At 34.5% G+C, this 18,415-nt stretch carries 18 protein-coding genes and 2 pseudogenes; all 20 read left to right on the top strand.

What is annotated here, in order from left to right; translation table 11 throughout:
- Positions 1-23: 23 nt before the first annotated feature.
- The 20 genes and pseudogenes from istA to EHE19_RS12945 all read left to right on the top strand — a co-directional run bounded on the left by istA (position 24) and on the right by EHE19_RS12945 (position 18,214).
- Positions 24-1,316, top strand: coding sequence for an IS21 family transposase (gene istA / locus EHE19_RS13040; RefSeq protein WP_190530273.1), 1,293 nt, complete (start codon positions 24-26; stop codon positions 1,314-1,316).
- Positions 1,309-2,061: an IS21-like element helper ATPase IstB gene (gene istB, locus EHE19_RS13035; RefSeq protein ID WP_190530271.1), complete on the top strand. Its 753-nt coding sequence runs from the start codon at positions 1,309-1,311 to the stop codon at positions 2,059-2,061. Before istA ends, istB begins: the two co-directional genes overlap by 8 nt.
- A 61-nt stretch (positions 2,062-2,122) precedes the next feature.
- A pseudogene (locus EHE19_RS13030) lies at positions 2,123-2,302 on the top strand (IS110 family transposase); the annotation flags it as partial.
- A gap of 237 nt (positions 2,303-2,539) precedes the next feature.
- Positions 2,540-2,824 carry a hypothetical protein gene (locus EHE19_RS13025; protein ID WP_137697812.1) on the top strand — a complete coding sequence of 95 codons (285 nt, stop codon included), beginning with the start codon at positions 2,540-2,542 and terminating at the stop codon, positions 2,822-2,824.
- Between the two features lie 27 nt (positions 2,825-2,851).
- On the top strand, positions 2,852-3,319 hold the full coding sequence (locus tag EHE19_RS13020; protein WP_137697813.1) for a hypothetical protein: 468 nt from the start codon (positions 2,852-2,854) through the stop codon (positions 3,317-3,319).
- A gap of 220 nt (positions 3,320-3,539) precedes the next feature.
- Positions 3,540-3,782: pseudogene (locus EHE19_RS13015) on the top strand (transposase); the annotation flags it as partial.
- Positions 3,783-3,802: 20 nt separating this feature from the next.
- Complete coding sequence (locus EHE19_RS13010) at positions 3,803-4,705, top strand: IS110 family transposase (protein WP_244648236.1); 903 nt, start codon at positions 3,803-3,805, stop codon at positions 4,703-4,705.
- Between the two features lie 410 nt (positions 4,706-5,115).
- Positions 5,116-5,358, top strand: a complete 243-nt coding sequence (locus EHE19_RS13005) for a hypothetical protein (RefSeq protein WP_137697815.1) — start codon at positions 5,116-5,118, stop codon at positions 5,356-5,358.
- A gap of 194 nt (positions 5,359-5,552) precedes the next feature.
- Complete coding sequence (locus EHE19_RS13000; protein ID WP_137697816.1) at positions 5,553-7,736, top strand: AAA family ATPase; 2,184 nt, start codon at positions 5,553-5,555, stop codon at positions 7,734-7,736.
- On the top strand, positions 7,736-8,326 hold the full coding sequence (locus EHE19_RS12995; protein ID WP_137697817.1) for a Pvc16 family protein: 591 nt from the start codon (positions 7,736-7,738) through the stop codon (positions 8,324-8,326). Before EHE19_RS13000 ends, EHE19_RS12995 begins: the two co-directional genes overlap by 1 nt.
- A gap of 280 nt (positions 8,327-8,606) precedes the next feature.
- A complete protein-coding gene (locus EHE19_RS12990; protein WP_137697818.1) occupies positions 8,607-10,163 on the top strand; it encodes a phage tail sheath family protein in 1,557 nt (518 codons plus the stop codon).
- Between the two features lie 79 nt (positions 10,164-10,242).
- Entirely contained in the window at positions 10,243-10,686 is a 444-nt protein-coding gene (locus EHE19_RS12985) for a phage tail protein (RefSeq protein WP_137697819.1), read from the top strand.
- Positions 10,687-10,985: 299 nt separating this feature from the next.
- Positions 10,986-11,354 (top strand): hypothetical protein, encoded by a 369-nt coding sequence (locus EHE19_RS12980; RefSeq protein WP_137697820.1) that lies wholly within the window; start codon positions 10,986-10,988, stop codon positions 11,352-11,354.
- The gene (locus EHE19_RS20070) at positions 11,351-11,536 is read left to right on the top strand and encodes a DUF6760 family protein (protein WP_137697821.1); all 186 of its coding nucleotides are present in this window, start codon (positions 11,351-11,353) and stop codon (positions 11,534-11,536) included. Before EHE19_RS12980 ends, EHE19_RS20070 begins: the two co-directional genes overlap by 4 nt.
- A 16-nt stretch (positions 11,537-11,552) precedes the next feature.
- Positions 11,553-12,035 (top strand): phage tail protein, encoded by a 483-nt coding sequence (locus EHE19_RS12970; protein ID WP_244648235.1) that lies wholly within the window; start codon positions 11,553-11,555, stop codon positions 12,033-12,035.
- Between the two features lie 196 nt (positions 12,036-12,231).
- Positions 12,232-15,276 carry a hypothetical protein gene (locus EHE19_RS12965; RefSeq protein ID WP_137697822.1) on the top strand — a complete coding sequence of 1,015 codons (3,045 nt, stop codon included), beginning with the start codon at positions 12,232-12,234 and terminating at the stop codon, positions 15,274-15,276.
- Positions 15,276-15,890 carry a CIS tube protein gene (locus EHE19_RS12960; protein ID WP_137697823.1) on the top strand — a complete coding sequence of 205 codons (615 nt, stop codon included), beginning with the start codon at positions 15,276-15,278 and terminating at the stop codon, positions 15,888-15,890. Before EHE19_RS12965 ends, EHE19_RS12960 begins: the two co-directional genes overlap by 1 nt.
- A 10-nt stretch (positions 15,891-15,900) precedes the next feature.
- Positions 15,901-16,947 (top strand): phage late control D family protein, encoded by a 1,047-nt coding sequence (locus tag EHE19_RS12955; protein ID WP_137697824.1) that lies wholly within the window; start codon positions 15,901-15,903, stop codon positions 16,945-16,947.
- Entirely contained in the window at positions 16,944-17,657 is a 714-nt protein-coding gene (locus EHE19_RS12950; RefSeq protein WP_137697825.1) for a phage baseplate assembly protein V, read from the top strand. The genes EHE19_RS12955 and EHE19_RS12950 overlap by 4 nt, the downstream gene beginning before the upstream one ends.
- Positions 17,658-17,818: 161 nt before the next feature.
- Entirely contained in the window at positions 17,819-18,214 is a 396-nt protein-coding gene (locus tag EHE19_RS12945) for a PAAR domain-containing protein (protein ID WP_137697826.1), read from the top strand.
- Positions 18,215-18,415 lie beyond the last annotated feature (201 nt).

The raw sequence follows: 18,415 nt of genomic DNA, 5'->3' as shown, positions 1-18,415 counted from the left end.
AGGGTACAAAAGGAGGTACCCTAATGATTATCAAAAGTAGTATCATAACAGATTTAAATATTCAAACTGTCAAGGATCTTTATAAGTTAAAACCATTTATGGAGGACACAACATTGAAGGTTAATAAAAGCCAGATCGCAAGGGAACTTGATGTCGATAGGCGTACAGTTGATAAATACATTAATGGCTTTCATAAGGCCAAATCCAGAGAATGCGTGAATTGTATCACTGCTTACTATGACATTATCGCAGAGCTTCTATCTGATAACAGCCAGCAGATATTTTATTACAGAAGAGTTTTATGGCAATACCTAGTAGACAATCATTCTTATGAAGGGTCTTATGTGAATTTCTGCTACTATCTAAGAAAATATCCTGAACTAGACTCATATTTCAAAAAAAGCAGACCTTCAAACGCAAATAACGTAACCATACGTTATGAAACAGGAATGGGTCAACAAGCACAACTAGACTGGAAAGAGTCTATACGATTTACTCTTTCAACAGGTGAAATAATAGAAGTAAACATATTTGTATTATTGCTGTCATACTCACGTTTTAGAGTATACAGGGTATCTCTATCAAAAACACAGGACATATTATTTTCATTCCTTGATGATGCGTTTAACACGTTTGGAGGTGTTCCAAGTGAGATTGTCACCGATAATATGAAAACAGTTATGGATGAGCCAAGAACAGAGTATACAGAAGGGAAAATAAATATAAAATTTAAGCAGTTTGCGGATGATTATGGTTTTAAGGTGCACCCTTGTATTGCAGGAAGACCAAGAACAAAAGCCAAAGTAGAAGCACCAATGAAACTACTTGATGAGATAAGAGCCTACAATGGAAAACTTGATTACAAGGAACTTAATGAGTTGGTCACACGAATAAATAACAGAGTAAACATGCAGGTAAATCAAGGTACAGGTCGTATTCCATTAATGTATTTCAACAAGGAAAAAGCTTTCTTAGGAAGCTTACCAGCCGATACCATAAGAAAGCCTTATCAAATAACTCCACATAAAGTAAAAGTAAATTCATCCAGCATGTTCAACCATAATGAATGCCAGTATTCTGTACCACCAGAATACATTGGAAAAACTCTTACTTTACAAGTGTATGATGGTTACATACATGTTTATTATAACATGGAATTAATAACTATCCATACCCTTAGTAAAAAGAAACTAAATTATTTTACAGAACACTATACTGCTATAGCAAGAAAATCGCATGCATTTAAGGAAGAAAATATAAATGAGCGGGCAAAAGAAAACTTACAGGTTATAGGAGAAGTATATAGTTATGAATAACAGTACATACAACCAGCTATGCCGGAACATGGAAATTCTTGGTCTTGGGCAAATGGTAATTCATCTTGATGAAATATCTAATTTTGTGACATCCAACAATCTTTCGTTTACAGAAGGACTACTGAGACTTAGTAATTACGAAGTTGATTTTAAGGAGGCCAAAGCATCTAGATCTATGATTAAAGCAGCAGCATTTCCTTTTGTAAAGGAATTGAAAGATTATGATTTCAATTTTCAGCCGTCAGTAAATCAGCAAGAAATACAAGAACTTTGCACGCTTGGTTTTCTTGAAAGAAATGAGAATATAGTATTTCTTGGTCCAAGTGGTGTTGGAAAGACTCATCTGGCAACATCAATAGGAATAGCTGCAGCAAAGAAACGTACTAGCACATATTTTATCAAATGTCATGATTTATTGCAGCAACTAAAGAAAGCAAAACTGGAAAACAGACTTGATGTAAGACTCAGACACTTCTGCCATTACAGACTACTTATCATTGATGAACTTGGCTACTTACCCATTGATAAAGAAGATTCTAATATGTTTTTTCAGCTTATAGATATGAGATATGAGAGAAAAAGTACCATTCTTACAACAAACATGAATTTCAACGAATGGGATGGTGTATTCTATGACGCAGTTGTAGCCAATGCAATACTTGACAGGGTATTGCACCATGCACATGTAATATCTATATCTGGAAAGTCATACAGATTAAAGGATCATATGAAGCAAGGAGAATAGTTGTACATAATTATTTAATACTTTTTATACATTTTTCCTTGACAGTTTATAATTGGTGCAGGTAAATCCTAACGGTAAAGCAAGGCATCCGGTATTCAGAGAGTATTTTGAAAGCAAGCTTAGAGAAGGTAAAAGTAAGCCTCAAGCTCTTGTTTGTGTGTCAAGAAGAGCTGTAAGGATTATATATGGCATGATGCGGACAAAGACCGAATACAAGCCTTTTGAAAAATTAGAAGATTGATGTTGTTTGGAACTATCATTATGGTAAAATAGAGTTGTAAAAATTGTAAAAAATCCTTTAAAAAGAGGCTTTAAATAGATTGTGATTTTTAGTGGTAAAAAGAGCTTACAGGATTAAACCGCAGTATAGAATATCTATAATGCGGGAGTAAGTGAGGCTACCAAGGGAGGCTCACAGACTGACGTATACATATCAAAAGATGCTAATGGTAATCCGATACCATTAGCAAAGCAAAGAGTGAATGGCCAAGACATACCACTTCCAGATCCAAACGCACAAGGTCCTCATACAGTCTTAGGAGGGAAAATAAGTTCTAAAACAGGCGAAGTTTATAGACAATCAGCTACATTTCCAGAAGGTAGTTGGCCTACCGCTAATGGACAAAATGTTCCATTGAGTGAAGTTCATTGGACAGACCATTGTACTCCACAGTATCATACGAATCCACATCAGCACATATTCACATATGAATGGGAAAATGGTGGTGGATGGTTACGAGGGGAACCAACTAAGTTACGATAATAATGAAGTATTAGAAAAGAGGTTATTATGGATTATATGTTTTCTGTTCTTATACCAAAAAATGATTTAAGTAAAACAAACCTTGCGGAGATAATGGCTGAATGGGGTGGAGAAATATTTTCTCGTAATCCAAGAGAGTTTACATATGATATATCGTTAAAATTCCGTGAGATTATCGATTTGAGCTACTTTCAGAGTATGATTGGAAGTGGATATGATGTATCTAATAATATTGCACTTTATTTAGTGGGTAATAATATCCAGAGATTAGAACTTAGTGTAAATAAACATGAGTTAAATATACATGATAATAAAGTGATTAAATTTATATATGAACTATATAACACGTTGGAAGATTTTTGTATAATTAATGAAATTGAAGACGAGCGTATAGATAATAAATACTTTGTTACTAGTGCAAAGGAAGCAGTTGATATTTTTATCAATAGCTTAAATTGGGATTATCCAAAAGGTATAATTATAATAAAAAATTAATTGAGAAAGTTACTAGTGATAATTCAATATGATTTACACAAAAGCAGTTGATAGACGTAAAAATCTATCAGCTGTTTTTTTGGCTCTTTGTCAAGTCTTGGGGCGTGATTGCTTGCAATCATGCTTTAGTACTAACGCTGTAAAAAATTTTGTGTATGAATCAAGGGAAATACTCCTCTTTGGTTAAGAATTTAAGTATTAACAGAGAGGAGATTTTTTTATGAGTGTTTTACCAAAAGACTTTATTCAGGAAATAATTCAGGAGAATGATTTTAAAAATCCAGGAGATATCATGTCATTTTTGAAGGAGGCTTTTAAGGATGTTCTTCAAGAAATGCTTGAAGCTGAAATGGATATGTCTCTTGGATATTCAAGAGATGATTCAAGTTGTAAATTAACGGACAATAGCAGGAATGGGTATTCAACTAAAAGACTTAAAAGTGAATTTGGACCAGTTGAAATTGCTCACATACAGCGGTGGTTATGGACTGCTGGACTAACAAAATAGGAGAAATCACCTTTGCCAACAGACCATCTGCATATGATAAATTCATGACTGATGTGAAAAAGCTGTATGGTGATTTACAGCCTATATTTGGATTAGAGGATACCAGAGGCTTTGGACGGAACTTTGCTTCCTACCTTTTGGGGCATAAATATACTGTCAAGCATGTAAATCCTGCTTACACAGATGCAATGCGCAATAGTAGCCCTATTTCAAAAAAAGATGACTCCTATGATGCTTTCTTTGTAGCAAAAATACTTAGGGACATGTTGGACACACTGCCAGATGAGAGCCATGATGATTTATTTTGGACAATCCGTCAATTGGTAAAAAGAAGGGATTCGCTTGTACAAGGGATTATTATTGCTAAAAATCAGCTAAATGCCCAGCTTACATATGTTTACCCAAGCTACAAGGAATATTTTTGTGATGTTGACACCAAGACAGCTATGTACTTTTGGGAGACATACCCACATCCCAAACACCTCAAAGGTACGCAGCCGGAAGGATTACTGCAGGAATTAAGGCAGGTACATAGGGGTATGACCGAGAAAAAGGTACAGGATATTTTAAGGTTGTCAGAAGTGAACAGCCCTAAAGAGAAGGATTATCAAGACGAGCGTGACCTTGTTATCAGAAGTCTTGTGCGAGAATTAAAGTTCAGGAAGCAGGAAAATGAGGATATCGTCAGGAAATTGGAAAGGCAAGTTCAGCTTACAGGCTATAAGCTTCATACCATGCCGGGTATAAACCTTATCACAGCAGCAAGCATTATTTCAGAGATAGGTAATATTGAAAGGTTTCCTAACTCAGATAAGTTGGCTCAATTTAGTGGGGTAGCACCAGTTAATTTTAGTTCCGCTGGAAAGGGAAAAGACTAACGTAGCAGACAGGGTAACAGGGTTTTAAATTCAATTTTATAAACTTGGTAATACCAAAGTGTATTTATTTAATGGGTAACAAAAAATAATGTTGTTCTAAATCACTTTTCAAAAAAATCCAGTTGTATTTCCCCTCTCCAATTTACTTAATATGCGAGTGAGTTTTTAAATATCCAAAAAAATGAAATCAATAAGAATTTAAGTTTTCAAATTAATGTTAAGCAGTGCTTTTATAAATTTAAATGTGTTTTTTATTTGAGTTCAAAGCATTTAAATATTTTTAAGGTATTCTGCCTTAACAAAAGTTGAACGTGTTAAGTGTATAACCTCAGCTTTTCTAGTGGGGAAATGAAGCTTTCATACTTATCATTTTAAAGTTATTTTAATTATTTTTATCAGGAGGTAAACAAATGGAAGAAATTAATAGCGAATTAAACAGCGTTATTGAACTATTAAAAAAAGTAAGGGAACAAAACGCAGCGGCATTAAATGCATGTCCTGAGGATAAGCTGCTATGTGATGCTGAATACGGCAGACTTTTTCAAAGCCTTTGGACGTCAGATTTCAAGCTGAAAAATCTTATTATCTTACTTGAGGTTATAGATAAAAGTATCAAATCTGAGCTTAAGTTTAGAAAGAACAAGTGTGGATAGACGTCTTGATGCGACAAGCGTTTAGGTTTTGATTATAGGTGTTAACGAGCATTTAATTCACAATAATTAATCAATAACTTTTTAAACCTTAGTTGTAAATCGCCACCCAATATTACCATATATATTGAAAAACGAAAAATAGTAATAGAATCAATTACAATCAGCACAAGATTAGGGAATTGGGAGAGTGTGAAATGTTAGATATGTATATGTCCAGCTTGGAACATTTGGCAGATGAATTTAAGCGTATGGATTTGCTGCTAAAACTATATATGTTGTCAGAAGCACAGAATGAAAGTACAAATCACAATTCATATATTAGTGATGCTATGACAATAGATGAGGTATATAGTTTGCTTTTTGGAAACGGTGATGAACAATATGATAAATATCTTATAGAAGCTGAATTAGCAATGTTAAATAAAGTAATATCACAAAAGCTAGAAGCTAGTTTGAACAATGGGATTCACCTTTCAGTTCCATATATTTCAAAGCTATTTGGACTAAGCTCTTTTGAGATAAATTGCATTATACTCTGTCTATTACCTGAAGTTAACAGAAAATACGAGAAGATTTTTGGTTATTTCCAAGATGATATAACAGTAAAAAGTCCGAGCATAGACCTTGTATTAAAGCTGTTTACAAAAACAGAGAGTGAAAAAATATACGCCCGTTGTGTATTTGACCAACAAGCTCCGCTTGTAAAGTATTTAATGGAACTTCAGGGAGACATAAGTGATAGACGCATTCCAATGATAGCACGTCATTTGAAGCTGGATGAATGGGTTGTAAATTACTTACTAGATGCTCAAGTGTTAGATGCACGTTTAGCAAATGTAGCAGAAATGATTTTACCAGAGGATATAAGAAAAGATAATGAAAATACCCATTTGGAGAAAAATATTGTTAGTTTTATAGAATATTATCGCAAAAATAAAGAAAAAGGCAGCAAGCAAATTTTCTACTTTAATGGACCAAATGGAGCAGGGAAAATGGCTCATGCAAAGGCTGTTAGCTGCTCAATGGGAATGCCGCTGATAATTGCAGATTTAGAAAAGATGGTATTTTCTGAAATATATTATGATGAATTGCTAAGATTGCTAGGGCGGCAATTAATGATAGGAAACACAGCACTATGTATTAATAACTTCGACATAGTAATGACCGAAGATGGCAGATATAAAGAGAAAATAACAAGTCTTTTACAAATGATTGAAAAATACGTTCCTATAACTTTTATCCTTGGGAAAACAGAATGGAATCCTTCAATACTAAATGAGAATGTTGTTTTTATGGGCGTAGATTTTCCTTATCCCAAAGCAAGCCAACGCAAAGAATATTGGGAGAAATTTAGTCAGGAATACCTGCTTGATGAATCAGTTAACATAGAAGATTTTTCTGGGAATTTCAGATTTACGCCCGGTCAGATTAAGAGAGTGCTGAGACTTGGTGAAAGTAACTCAGTATGGAACGGCAAAAACAATGGACAAATAGCAATAGAGGATTTAAACAATGCCTGCTATACACAATCAAATAGAAAACTAAATCATTTATCAGTAAAAATGAAAAAAACTTATTCTTGGGACATGCTAGTGCTTCCACCTGACCAAATGTCTCAAATGAAGGAAATTTGTAATCAAGTAAAGTTCCGTTCTCTTGTATATGAGAAGTGGGGATTTGATAAAAGACTTGCTTTAGGTAAAGGACTTAACGTTCTTTTCTCAGGGCCTCCTGGTAGTGGTAAGACAATGGCTGCTGAAGTAATTGCAAATGAAATAGGTTTGGAAATTTATAAAATTGATGTGTCTCAGATAGTTAGTAAATATATAGGTGAGACAGAGAAGAATTTATCAGAAATTTTTGCAGAAGCAGAAACATCCAATGCAATACTGTTTTTTGATGAGGCAGATGCTTTGTTTGGAAAGAGATCTGAGGTAAAGGATGCACATGACAGATACGCAAATGTGGAAATAAGCTATTTACTTCAGAAAATGGAGGAGTACACAGGTATAGTTATTCTTGCAACAAACTTGAACCAAAATATTGATGATGCCTTTTTACGAAGATTGCATTTTAATATAGTCTTCCCATTTCCAGAGAAGGAACAGAGAAAACTTATTTGGAAGGGCATGTTTCCATCAGGAGCACCTGTTGATAATGAACTGGATTATGACTTCCTTGCTGAGAAATTCATTATGGCAGGTGGAAATATTAAAAATATAGCTATAAATGCTGCTTTCTTTGCAGCAAAAGAAGAATGTCCCATTGGCATTAAACATATTATGTTAGCTGCAAAGCGAGAATATAAGAAGATGGGAAAAACCTTTGTTAAATCAGATTTTGACCCATACTACAAATTGATTGAGGTGACAGATTAATGGCTATAGATACTCGTACAGTAATAAGAGATGTTAGTACAAGCTTAAAAACCCTTATAAAAGAAAATGTTGCAGAATTAAATGATGACAGCTACATAACTTTTGGTTCGCCTAGTGATGTTGATTCAAGCAACATATGTCTTTCAATGTGTCTTTATTATCTTACAGAAAACCCAAGCATGAGAAATAGTGAAAAAGACCCAATAGTGGGTACAAACCAGTTTTATGAGCCTCCAGCTTATCTGGATTTATACTATTTGATGACTCCGTATGCAAAAGACAGAGATACAGAATTACTAATTCTTGGAAGAATATTTCAACTATTTCATGAACATGCAACATTAAGCGGAAATGATTTGAAGGGAAATCTAATAGCTTGTGGCAATGAAAAAATCAGAATATCATACAATAACCTATCCTTACAGGATATTAAGCAGCTGTGGGAAGTATTTCCTGGGAAGCCTGCAAAACTAAGCTTATCTTATCTAGTATCACCTGTAAGATTACCAGCTGAAAAAGTAATAACAATTCCAAGGGTATTACAAAGAGACTTGGATGTATTTCAATATAAAAATACTATTACAAAATAGTGATGCTAATAGATGCTAAAAGTATAGAAATCTAGGTGTTTCTAAGATAAACCGCTTAAATCTAATATTTATATCATTAGATTGGCTGTAATATCAAAAATATTTTAAAAATCAGCTTTAACAACTGAGATTTTGAGTTAATGACCTAAAACTGTTGAAAGGGGTGATTTTTGGAATAAAAAGTAATAAAAGTCCAATGCAAATGTGATGTTACTCGCAAAATTTATATTTTGCGTAACATATAAATCCTAAATAACAGTTATAACAAGGAGGGCTTGAAATGCCAAATTATTTATCACCAGGAGTTTATGTAGAAGAAGTATCCAGTGGAGTAAAACCAATTGCTGGTGTAGGCACATCAGTAGGTGCTTTCATTGGTCTTACTGAAAAAGGTACCGTTGGTAAAGCTACATTGGTTACTAATTGGAGCCAGTATGTGAGTGAATTTGGAGGATTCATTCCAAGTGCATATCTATCATATGCAGTATACAATTTCTTCGCTGAAGGAGGCACATCTTGCTACGTTGTAAGAGTTGCTCCAGAAGATGCAAAGACAGCAACTTATACCGTAAAGGATAATAGTGAAGACGCTGTTGACTTATTTGAAATTTCAGCACGTTCAAAGGGAGCATGGGGTAACAGAATTTCATTTGAAATCGGAAGAGCATCAAACTCAACTGGTACTCCAGAAGATTTGAGGTTTAAGTTAGTAGTTAAGTACAAGGAGTCATTTGATGACGAATATACAGGTGATACTGAAGGTGAAATAGTTGAGATTTTCGATGGCTTACTAATGATAAATATCGAAGAGAAAATCAATGAAGTATCATCATTTGTAAAAGTTAAAGTTCTTAGAGACTTAACCTCACTAGAAGAAATGGAAAGAGTTCCTGTTTTCAATGACTCTGAAGAAGAATCAGCAATTAATCTAAGGAATGGTGCAGATGGAAGATCCGCAGTTAAGGATTACTTAAATACTGAAACAGGTATTCATGCATTTGACGTTATAGATGAAATCAATATCATGGCTGCACCTGATGTTGCAGATTTAGACGGAGGCCGTGACATTATTATTGAAATGCTTAACTACTGTAAACAAAGAGGAGATTGCTTCTTTGTTGCAGATCCTCCACATGGTTTAACACCTTCAGCTGTAAAGGAATTTAAAGAAGGAATAGGTCAATTCTTGGGCACTAATCCATTAAATTCATCATATGGTGCATTGTACTACCCATGGGTATTTGTAAATGACCCATTAACAGGAAAGAAAAAATTGGTTCCACCATCAGGAGCTGTAATAGGTACATATGCATATGTTGATTCAACTCGTGGAGTTCATAAGGCTCCTGCCGGCACATCAGATGGTTATCTTGATACTGCTGTGGGCATAGAGAGAATAATTACTAAGGGAGAACAAGAAATTCTGAATCCAATAGGAATAAATGTTATCAGAGCACTTCCTGAAGGAATTTGCATTTGGGGAGCAAGAACTCTTTCTTCTGATGCAGAATGGCAGTATATCAACATCAGACGTTTGATGATGTATATTGAAGAGTCAATTGATAAGGGAAGCCAGTGGGTAGTGTTTGAGCCAAATGATCCTAGCTTATGGGGAAAAGTAAAGAGAAATCTTTCTGCTTTCTTAACAAGAGTATGGAGAGATGGAGCACTTTATGGATCTACTCAAGAAGAAGCATTCTTTATTAAGGTAGACGAAGAAAACAATCCTCCTGCTACAAGAGATGTAGGTCAACTTATCATAGAAGTGGGAGTAGCTCCTGTAAAACCTGCAGAATTTGTAATTATCAGGGTTAGTCAAAAAACACTTGCTAAATAATAGTTGATTGTTAGCTTTTTAATGACCAACCTTTGTTGGCGCCAATAATATTAAGAAAAAAGAGAGGGGATAAAATCCTATGGCAACTGGAAATAGAAAAGATCCATACAGAAATTTTAGATTTAGAATTGCAATTGATGGTATTCAAATTGCTGCATTCTCAGATGCAACTATTCCAGATACATCAACAGAAGCAGTTGAATACAGAGAAGGAACTGATGCAACACATGCAAGAAAGCTTTCCGGCCTTACAAAGTTCGGAAACGTTACTTTAAAAAGAGGTCTTACAGATTCAATGGAATTGTACAACTGGCGTAAAGCAGTTATGCAAAAAGGTGCTAATCAAAACAGAAAAAGCTTGTCCATTATTTTAGTGGATGAGGAAGGTAATGAAAAGGCACAGTGGGATATTGTTGAAGCATGGCCTATCAAATACGATGTAAGCGCATTAAGTGCTAAAGGTAATGAAGTTAGTATAGAAACTATTGAGTTAGCACATGAAGGTATATCAAGAGTTAAATAATAACAAAGTAATTAATATATAAAGTAAATAATAACGTGGTAGAAATAGCTCAAAGACAATTTAATTGAAATATCAATTGAAATGATAATATTATACGAAAATTGAGGAAATGGATATTCATGTCATTATCAATTATTATTTCAGTTAAAACAGTTGGAAAGCTAATTACGTGAAAGGATACTTCAACTTTTTTGTAAGCCTTTCAAAATGAAAATGTGGGCATTCACAAAATAACAGTTGAAGTTGTTCCTTCACAGAAATATTATACAAAAACTTAAATATAAGAGAGGTTAACATAAATGGATATTTTACAAACTGAATTTAATTTTACCTTACCAAAGGGATATGTTGATGAAACAGGAACAATACATAAACAAGGAACAATGAGACTGGCAACTGCTGCAGATGAAATTATGCCATTACGAGATTCTCGTGTTCAGCAAAATCCAGCTTATTTAGCAGTAATTCTTCTTTCTAGGGTGGTAACAAGTCTAGGTACTCTTAAAATGGTTACACCAAGAGTTATTGAGGAGTTATACACTTCAGATTTTGCATATTTACAGGAAATGTATAATCGTATTAACCAAAATGGTGCAAATGTAATTAAAGCAAAATGCCCTAAATGTCAGCATGACTTTGATATTGAGGCTGAAACTCTGGGGGAATAACCGGCTACCCTCTCGAACGCCTCTATGAGGAGGTAGCCTTTTTAGCCTACTATTTGCACTGGGATTATAAGACGATATTGGGCTTAGAACACGCTGAAAGAGAACGCTGGTGTAAGGAAGTTAGTGAAATAAATAAAAAACTCAATGGAGATGAAAATAAAAAAGGCTTCTTTGAGGTATAGGAGGAAACTGATAGCAATGAAGTTTGGTACAGTAAATATAGGACAAGCAATGAAAAATTCTCCCGGAAAAAGAAAAGACCCATATATGGCTTATAATTTTGTTGTTGAAATAGAGGGGATTCAAGTAGCACAATTTTCCGAGGTATCAGGTTTGAGCGTAGAAACTCAGGTTGAAAAGAAGAACTTTGGTGGAGAAAATCATAGGGAATATACATTTTTGGCTCAGACAAAATATTCTGACATTACCTTAAAGCGTGGACTAATGGATGATTTGTATCTATGGAAATGGTATCAAAAAGTAATAGATGGAAAATGCACTGGTATAAGACGTAATGCTTCAATATATTTATTGGATGATTGCGGTAATCCATTAATGTGGTGGGATGTTTTAGATGCATGTCCTATCAAATGGGAGGGACCAGCACTTAATGCGTCTAGCAGTGCTGTAGCAGTAGAAACCTTAGTATTAACACATAATGGGATACACATGCATAAATAATGCTTGTTATTAAAATAAATTGTATTAGATGTGGAATTAAATTTTAAGAATAGTAGCATATACAGCGTTTGGGTAAAGCCCACAAATATTGTTCAAATACTATGAGCCACTGTATATACAGTATCACATAAGAGGTGATTTAAAATATGTATTTTCTATATTTTAATGCTAAATAGTATTATAAGGATTGAAGCTTATGAAGAAGAAAAGAAATATAAGGTCTGAAATACAAAAGCTATTAAGACCTAATAAAGGAAAAAAATTAAATGAGGAACAAATTGAATCAGCGGCTGAGGATCAAGCTGAAGCAGAAAATAAAGTAATACTAGCTGAAGATGAAAGTTTAGAGCCCAAAAATGAGGTAGAAGCAGAGTTTCAAAAGAACGAATCTGTAGAGCCAAAAGCTGAAGAAAAGGCAGAAGCACAGTCAGAAAACCAAGAAAAGCTAGAAGATGAAGAAGAGGCAGATGCACAGCCGGAAAAACAAGCAGAACCAGAAGCTGAGGAAAAGGCAGAAGCACAGTCAGAAAACCAAGAAGAGCCTAAAGCTGAGGAAGAAGCAGAAGCACAGATGGAAAACCAAGAAAAGCTAGAAGCTGAAGAAAAGGCAGAAGCACAGTCAGAAAACCAAAAAGAAGCAGAAGCTGAGGAAAAGGCAGAAGTACAGCCAGGAAACCAAGCAGAACTAGAAGTTGTGGAAAAGGCAGAAGTACAGCCAGGAAACCAAGAAGAGCCTAAAGCTGAGAAAAAGGCAGAAGTACAGCTGGAAAACCAAGAAGAGCTAGAAGCTGAAGAAGAGGCAGAAGCACAGTCAGAAAACCAAGAAGAGCTAGAAGCTGAGGAAAAGGCAGAAGCACAGCTGGAAAACCAAGCAGAACCAGAAGCTGAGGAAAAGGCAGAAGTACAGCCAGGAAACCAAGAAGAGGCAGAAGCTGAGGAAGAGACAGAAGTGCTGCTGGAAAACCAAGAAAAGCTAGAAACTGAAGAAGAGGCAGAAGTACAGCTGGAAAACCAAGAAAAGCTAGAAGATGAAGAAGAGGCAGAAGCACAGTCAGAAAACCAAGCAGAGCCAGAAGCTGAGGAAAAGGCAGAAGCACAGTCAGAAAACCAAGCAGAACCAGAAGCTGAGGAAAAGGCAGAAGCACAGTCAGAAAACCAAGAAAAGCTAGAAGCTGAGGAAGAGGCAGAAGCACAGTCAGAAAACCAAGCAGAACTAGAAGCTGAAGAAGAGGCAGAAGCACAGCCGGAAAACCAAGCAGAGCCAGAAGCTGAGGGAAAGGCAGAAGTACAGCCGAGAAAACATACAGAATTACAAATAGAGAGCAATATTAAGCTTGGAATAAAGAACATCAGACAAAGTTCAGTCAAAAATATAAAGTATGGGTGCTGTATACAGATCAAGCCTGAAATGAATACATCTATAGTGCTTAAAAACCAGCCATATGTTAATTTTTCAAAAATGATAATGGGCAAATATGGTTTCGAAAGACTCGATAGTACCTTTTCAAAGTTGATATTTCGTCAATTTCAAATGATGTTAAGGGAAGACAGGTCTGAGGCAAATGTAGAAAACAGTAGAATTGTAAATAACTACAATAGTTTTTTTTATATCAATAAACCTGTATTCAATATATTATCTCAGTCAATTGCATTAACTAGTGTAAAAAGCAATAAGGAAATAAGTTTTCCTTTTTATATAATAAAACATTCTCATTTAAATTCCGGCAATGAGAGCAGTAATGGACTTAAATATGAGAAAGAGACTCTTAAGTTTCTGCCAAAAAGTATTTTAAAGGGAGAACAAATCAGCAGAAACTCTAAAGAAGAAAAGATGATAAATTCTTTAGAAAAGAGTGCAAGCACTATTAGTAATTTTTATAATCTGCATTACATGCAAAAAGCGCAAGAAAAGTTTATAGAATCAAAAAAAGAAGAGATTTTAGACAATCCAGCTGATAGAATTACTAAAATAATTTCTGAACCTATAAACATATTGTCAGGAGCTCAGGCTTTTGAAAAAAGAATTGAAACTTTAGCAACAAAAATACAAATGAATAATAGTGTTACAAATATTTCATATGAAAAAGCTATTAAGCCGGCAGTGAAATTACTATTTGACAGCAATCATCCATCTAAATTACGAGCTTTAATTCCTGAATCATCAAGGTCCATTAACCTTGAAGGACGGAGTTTAAGCAATAGAACTTCCATTGGAAGCAGTACAAAGATTATAAACATAAGTAAAATTGACATAACGAATAGAAATACTAATGCGGATATAAATAGAAGCGTAAACAGAGTTGACGGTTGGACCATAAATGAAAAAAATTATGTGAGCAGCAATGGGCCCAAAAATGCAGGTAACCTTATAATTACTAATGTTTTTAAAAATGGAATAACAAATTTGGCAATAAATAGGCCAATTAATGAAACAACTAATTTAACAGTAAACAGACCAAATAATGAAATAATTAATTTGGCTATAAATAAAATAAATAATCAAGCATCCAATGGAAGTTCTATTAAAACTATTAAGAATAATTTTATTACCAATAAGGTTTTATATAGATTAGAAAATATTGATGAATCAAACAGATATCCTCAAATCCCATTAATGAAAAATAGCCATGCAAATAATGAATCTTTTGAACTGAAACCAACAGAGGTAGAAAGTGCTGAAAGAGTAAAACAAAAAATTCAAGAAATTCAAGAAATTGCAATTGAGGATATTAAGAAAAGTGAAATCATTCTTCGTACAACTTTAGCAAAAAAAGATAGTAATCTTAAAACTAAGGAATTGCTAAAAAGTACTCTCGTGCAGGCTGATAGCGCAATTTCTAGACTTATAAAGAACTATTCAAATAAACAAAATGCTGAAGATGAAGAAGAAACAGCAAATAAGATAAATAACTATCAGAATAGAACAAGATTAATACCAGCTGAAATAAAACAAGCCACAAAATTAAATGGAATATCTAATTTCACAGGAAATCTGCTAGAAGACAGCAACTTGATTTTTTATAAGCCTCCTGTGAAAGAAAAATCAAAAGAAACCCAAGAGGCTCAAAAAGTTATAAATATAAATGATGAAAAAGTTTTTGCAAAAACTGTTACCTCTGTAAAGCCACAGAGCAAATATAGTCAAATAGAGGTTGAGGAAGTAAACCTGATTGCAGATAGGGTTTTTAGAATAATTGAAAAGAGGATTGCAATACAAAAAGATAGGAGGGGACTGAGGTAATGGCTGAAAAAGCAAAAATAATTCCGCTAGAGGGTGGCGGAGAAACTATTGAAGTAATGTTTAATCCAAATGAATACACTCTTAATTTTCAAGCAACTTACGAAGGAGAAGATTCAAAAAGGCAATTTAAGAAAACAGAAGTACCAGAATTCAATGTGTCACTATTTTATGATACATACGAAAAAGGTAGTGATGTTAGAAAAGAAACACTCAAAGTAACTAGATTGCTATTTCCAACTGTCAGCGGAAAACAGACAAAAAAACCACCAACATGCTTGTTTGTTTGGGGCGGCTTTAAATATCGAGGAATAATAACAAAAGTTACCCAAAAGTATACTATGTTTCTTCCATCGGGAATTCCTGTAAGGGCTACCCTTGATGTTACATTTGAGACAAAAGAACTTGAAATGAAAGTACAAGAAGATAAAGGCTTACAAGCATGTAGAAAGCTATGGACAGTAAAAAGCGGGGATCGTCTCGATTTAATTGCAAATCAAGCATTGAGAGATCCAACTCAATGGAGACATATAGCCAAACTAAATAAGATTTCTAACCCTTTTAACTTTCCAAGCAAAAATGATTTTGGAAGGATTCTGGTAATACCAGATTTATAGGTGAAATAAAATGAGTGATGTTAGAGTAGCTAATTATAAAATAATGCTAAATGGTTCACCATTATCACCAGATTTTTTGGCTGCTATTGAAGCAATAACTGTTGAAGATGAAGTTAATCTTCCAGCAATGTTTTGTATTCAGATTAGTATGGCTGACAGTGACAAAGGAAAATGGAGAGGAATAGATTTAAAGGATATAAAGCCAGGAGATAAGATTACTATTTCAATGGGAATTGATGCAACTGAAAATTTGATTAGCGGAGAAATTACATCCTTATGTGCTAATATAGGTAAACATTCAATTTTAGAGATTAGGGGATATGATTTCCTTCATAAACTGCGTATGGGAACAAGGAATAAAGTCTTTACAAAGAAAAAGTACAGTGATATTGCTTCTGAAATAGCAAAGGAGCATGGATTAACACCAACCGTTGATGACACAAAAACTGTTTACCCATACATCTTTCAAAATAATCAAAGTAATTTTGAATTTTTGCTAAATAAAGCTGAATATCTAAATTATGAAATGTATGTTGAGGACAAAAAGTTTTACTTTGTCAAATCCCGAATTTCAAAATCACCTGAAATACCAGATATGACCTATGGAAAAGAATTTGATGAAATTAATCTAGAACTTAAAGTGTTAAGTCGTGGTAGTGAAGTTTTGGTAAGAGGATGGGATGTAAAAGAGAAGAAGGAAATAGAGTCTACTGCTAAAAAAGGCGATGAATCCACTAAAATGGGCGGTAAAGAGTCTGGTTTCGAACTTTCATCAAAAGCTATAGAAGCATCTCCCGTGGCTGTATGGGTTGAAAATCTAATTGACACAAGCGAGGCGAAAAATGCTGCAATAGCACAATACAACAGCCTATTAGATGAGTTTGTTACAGGTGAGGGTAAGTGCTGGGGAGACGCACGTTTGAAAGCTGGGAAATCAGTAAAACTAATGGGAATAGATGAACGCTTCAGCGGAACATATTATATTGTCTCAACAATACATAACATCGACAAAACTGGATATACAACAATATTCAAAGTGAAGAGGACTGGAATATGAGTGATATAGGTGTATCGAATTTTACTAATTATATTAATGAAAATGGAAGACTGTTTGGTGTCATGGTAGGAATTGTTATAAATAATGATTCTGCAAATGATTCTGAAAAACCTGGACCAGGACTTGTAAAGGTAAAAATTCCTTTATTGGGTATGAAAGAATCAAACTGGGCTAGAATTGCATCGCTTATGGCTGGAAAAGAGAGAGGAGCATTTTTTCTGCCGGAAAAGGATGATGAAGTGCTAGTAGCATTCGAAAATGGTGATGTTAACAAACCATATATTATTGGAGCCCTTTGGAATGGGAAGGATACACCACCTGATACTAACAGCGATGGGGAAAATAATACAAGAATAATAAAATCTCGTAGTGGACATATTATACAGCTTTTTGACAAAAGTGGAGAAGAGAAAATACTTATCAAGTCTTCAAAAGGACACATTGTTGAAATGAATGACGGAGAAGAAACTCTAAGTGTTATTGATAAGTCGGGGAAAAACTCTATAGTTATCAATACTAAAGATAATAAAGTAACTATATCTTCTGGCAAAGATATTGAATTAAATGCTCCTAATGGAAAGATTGCAATGAGTGCTAAGAATATTGAAACTAAGTCGTCAGCTGATACAAAAATAGAATCATCAGCAGGAATGGACATTAAAGCCTCAGCAAATATGACTATCAAAGGCGCTACAGTAGCTATTAATTAATGATAAAAATTTATTTCTTAATACATGTATAATTCCCCATTACATAAATTTAGACACAGAAGCGAAAGCTGAGTGTTTTATATATCAATTTAGTTAAGGCCTTTCTTAGTAAATAACTGGGAGACCTAACATAGAAAAATATTAAAGGAAGGAGAATAGAAATGGGACAACCTGCAGCAAAACAAGGAGATCGTATTATGGCAACAGATACTCATATAGTGCTGATTTCATCTGGTTCAGGTACCATTCCCACGCCATTGCCACATCCATTTACGGGAATAATTGATGGAGCTCTTAGCAGTGATGTAACAATTATGGGTAAGCCTGCAGCGACGGTCGATTCAACTGCGACAAATACACCAGCCCATGTTCCGCAAGGCGGGCCATTTCAAAAAACACCATCCAACAAAGGTACAATCAAAATGGGGAGTACAACTGTAAAAATTAATGGGAAAATGGCTGCAAGAAATGGTGATATGGCTATGACATGTAATGATCCATCAGATTTACCAGTTGGTAAGGTAGTTGCAGCTGGAACAGTTACGATTGGCGGCTAATGCGAAGTTTAAATTTTGTGCATACATCGTTGCCTTCGCACAGCCAAAAGCTGCAAGCAGCTTTTGGTGGAATATAGCAGTTTTTTGCACATACATAGTGCATTTTCGAGCAGCAAAACCACAAGTGGTTTTTGTGAGAGTGTTTGAGATGATTATCAACTTGAGAGTGCGAAGTTCAAATATAGTGCATACATCTCTCCC

The sequence above is a fragment of the Ruminiclostridium herbifermentans genome, assembly GCF_005473905.2.
Lineage (GTDB): Bacteria > Bacillota > Clostridia > Acetivibrionales > DSM-1351 > Ruminiclostridium > Ruminiclostridium herbifermentans.
Note: the sequence above shows the minus strand (reverse complement) of the source record. Positions and strands in the feature narration are given on the sequence as shown.

Excerpts from the sequence above, each read along its gene's own strand:
- istA (WP_190530273.1), top strand. The coding sequence starts at position 24 with ATGATTATCAAAAGTAGTATCATAACAGATTTAAATATTCAAACTGTC.
- istB (WP_190530271.1), top strand. The coding sequence starts at position 1,309 with ATGAATAACAGTACATACAACCAGCTATGCCGGAACATGGAAATTCTT.
- EHE19_RS13020 (WP_137697813.1), top strand. The coding sequence starts at position 2,852 with ATGGATTATATGTTTTCTGTTCTTATACCAAAAAATGATTTAAGTAAA.
- EHE19_RS13010 (WP_244648236.1), top strand. The coding sequence starts at position 3,803 with ATGGACTGCTGGACTAACAAAATAGGAGAAATCACCTTTGCCAACAGA.
- EHE19_RS13005 (WP_137697815.1), top strand. The coding sequence starts at position 5,116 with ATGGAAGAAATTAATAGCGAATTAAACAGCGTTATTGAACTATTAAAA.
- EHE19_RS13000 (WP_137697816.1), top strand. The coding sequence starts at position 5,553 with ATGTTAGATATGTATATGTCCAGCTTGGAACATTTGGCAGATGAATTT.
- EHE19_RS12995 (WP_137697817.1), top strand. The coding sequence starts at position 7,736 with ATGGCTATAGATACTCGTACAGTAATAAGAGATGTTAGTACAAGCTTA.
- EHE19_RS12990 (WP_137697818.1), top strand. The coding sequence starts at position 8,607 with ATGCCAAATTATTTATCACCAGGAGTTTATGTAGAAGAAGTATCCAGT.
- EHE19_RS12985 (WP_137697819.1), top strand. The coding sequence starts at position 10,243 with ATGGCAACTGGAAATAGAAAAGATCCATACAGAAATTTTAGATTTAGA.
- EHE19_RS12980 (WP_137697820.1), top strand. The coding sequence starts at position 10,986 with ATGGATATTTTACAAACTGAATTTAATTTTACCTTACCAAAGGGATAT.
- EHE19_RS12970 (WP_244648235.1), top strand. The coding sequence starts at position 11,553 with ATGAAGTTTGGTACAGTAAATATAGGACAAGCAATGAAAAATTCTCCC.
- EHE19_RS12965 (WP_137697822.1), top strand. The coding sequence starts at position 12,232 with ATGAAGAAGAAAAGAAATATAAGGTCTGAAATACAAAAGCTATTAAGA.
- EHE19_RS12960 (WP_137697823.1), top strand. The coding sequence starts at position 15,276 with ATGGCTGAAAAAGCAAAAATAATTCCGCTAGAGGGTGGCGGAGAAACT.
- EHE19_RS12955 (WP_137697824.1), top strand. The coding sequence starts at position 15,901 with ATGAGTGATGTTAGAGTAGCTAATTATAAAATAATGCTAAATGGTTCA.
- EHE19_RS12950 (WP_137697825.1), top strand. The coding sequence starts at position 16,944 with ATGAGTGATATAGGTGTATCGAATTTTACTAATTATATTAATGAAAAT.
- EHE19_RS12945 (WP_137697826.1), top strand. The coding sequence starts at position 17,819 with ATGGGACAACCTGCAGCAAAACAAGGAGATCGTATTATGGCAACAGAT.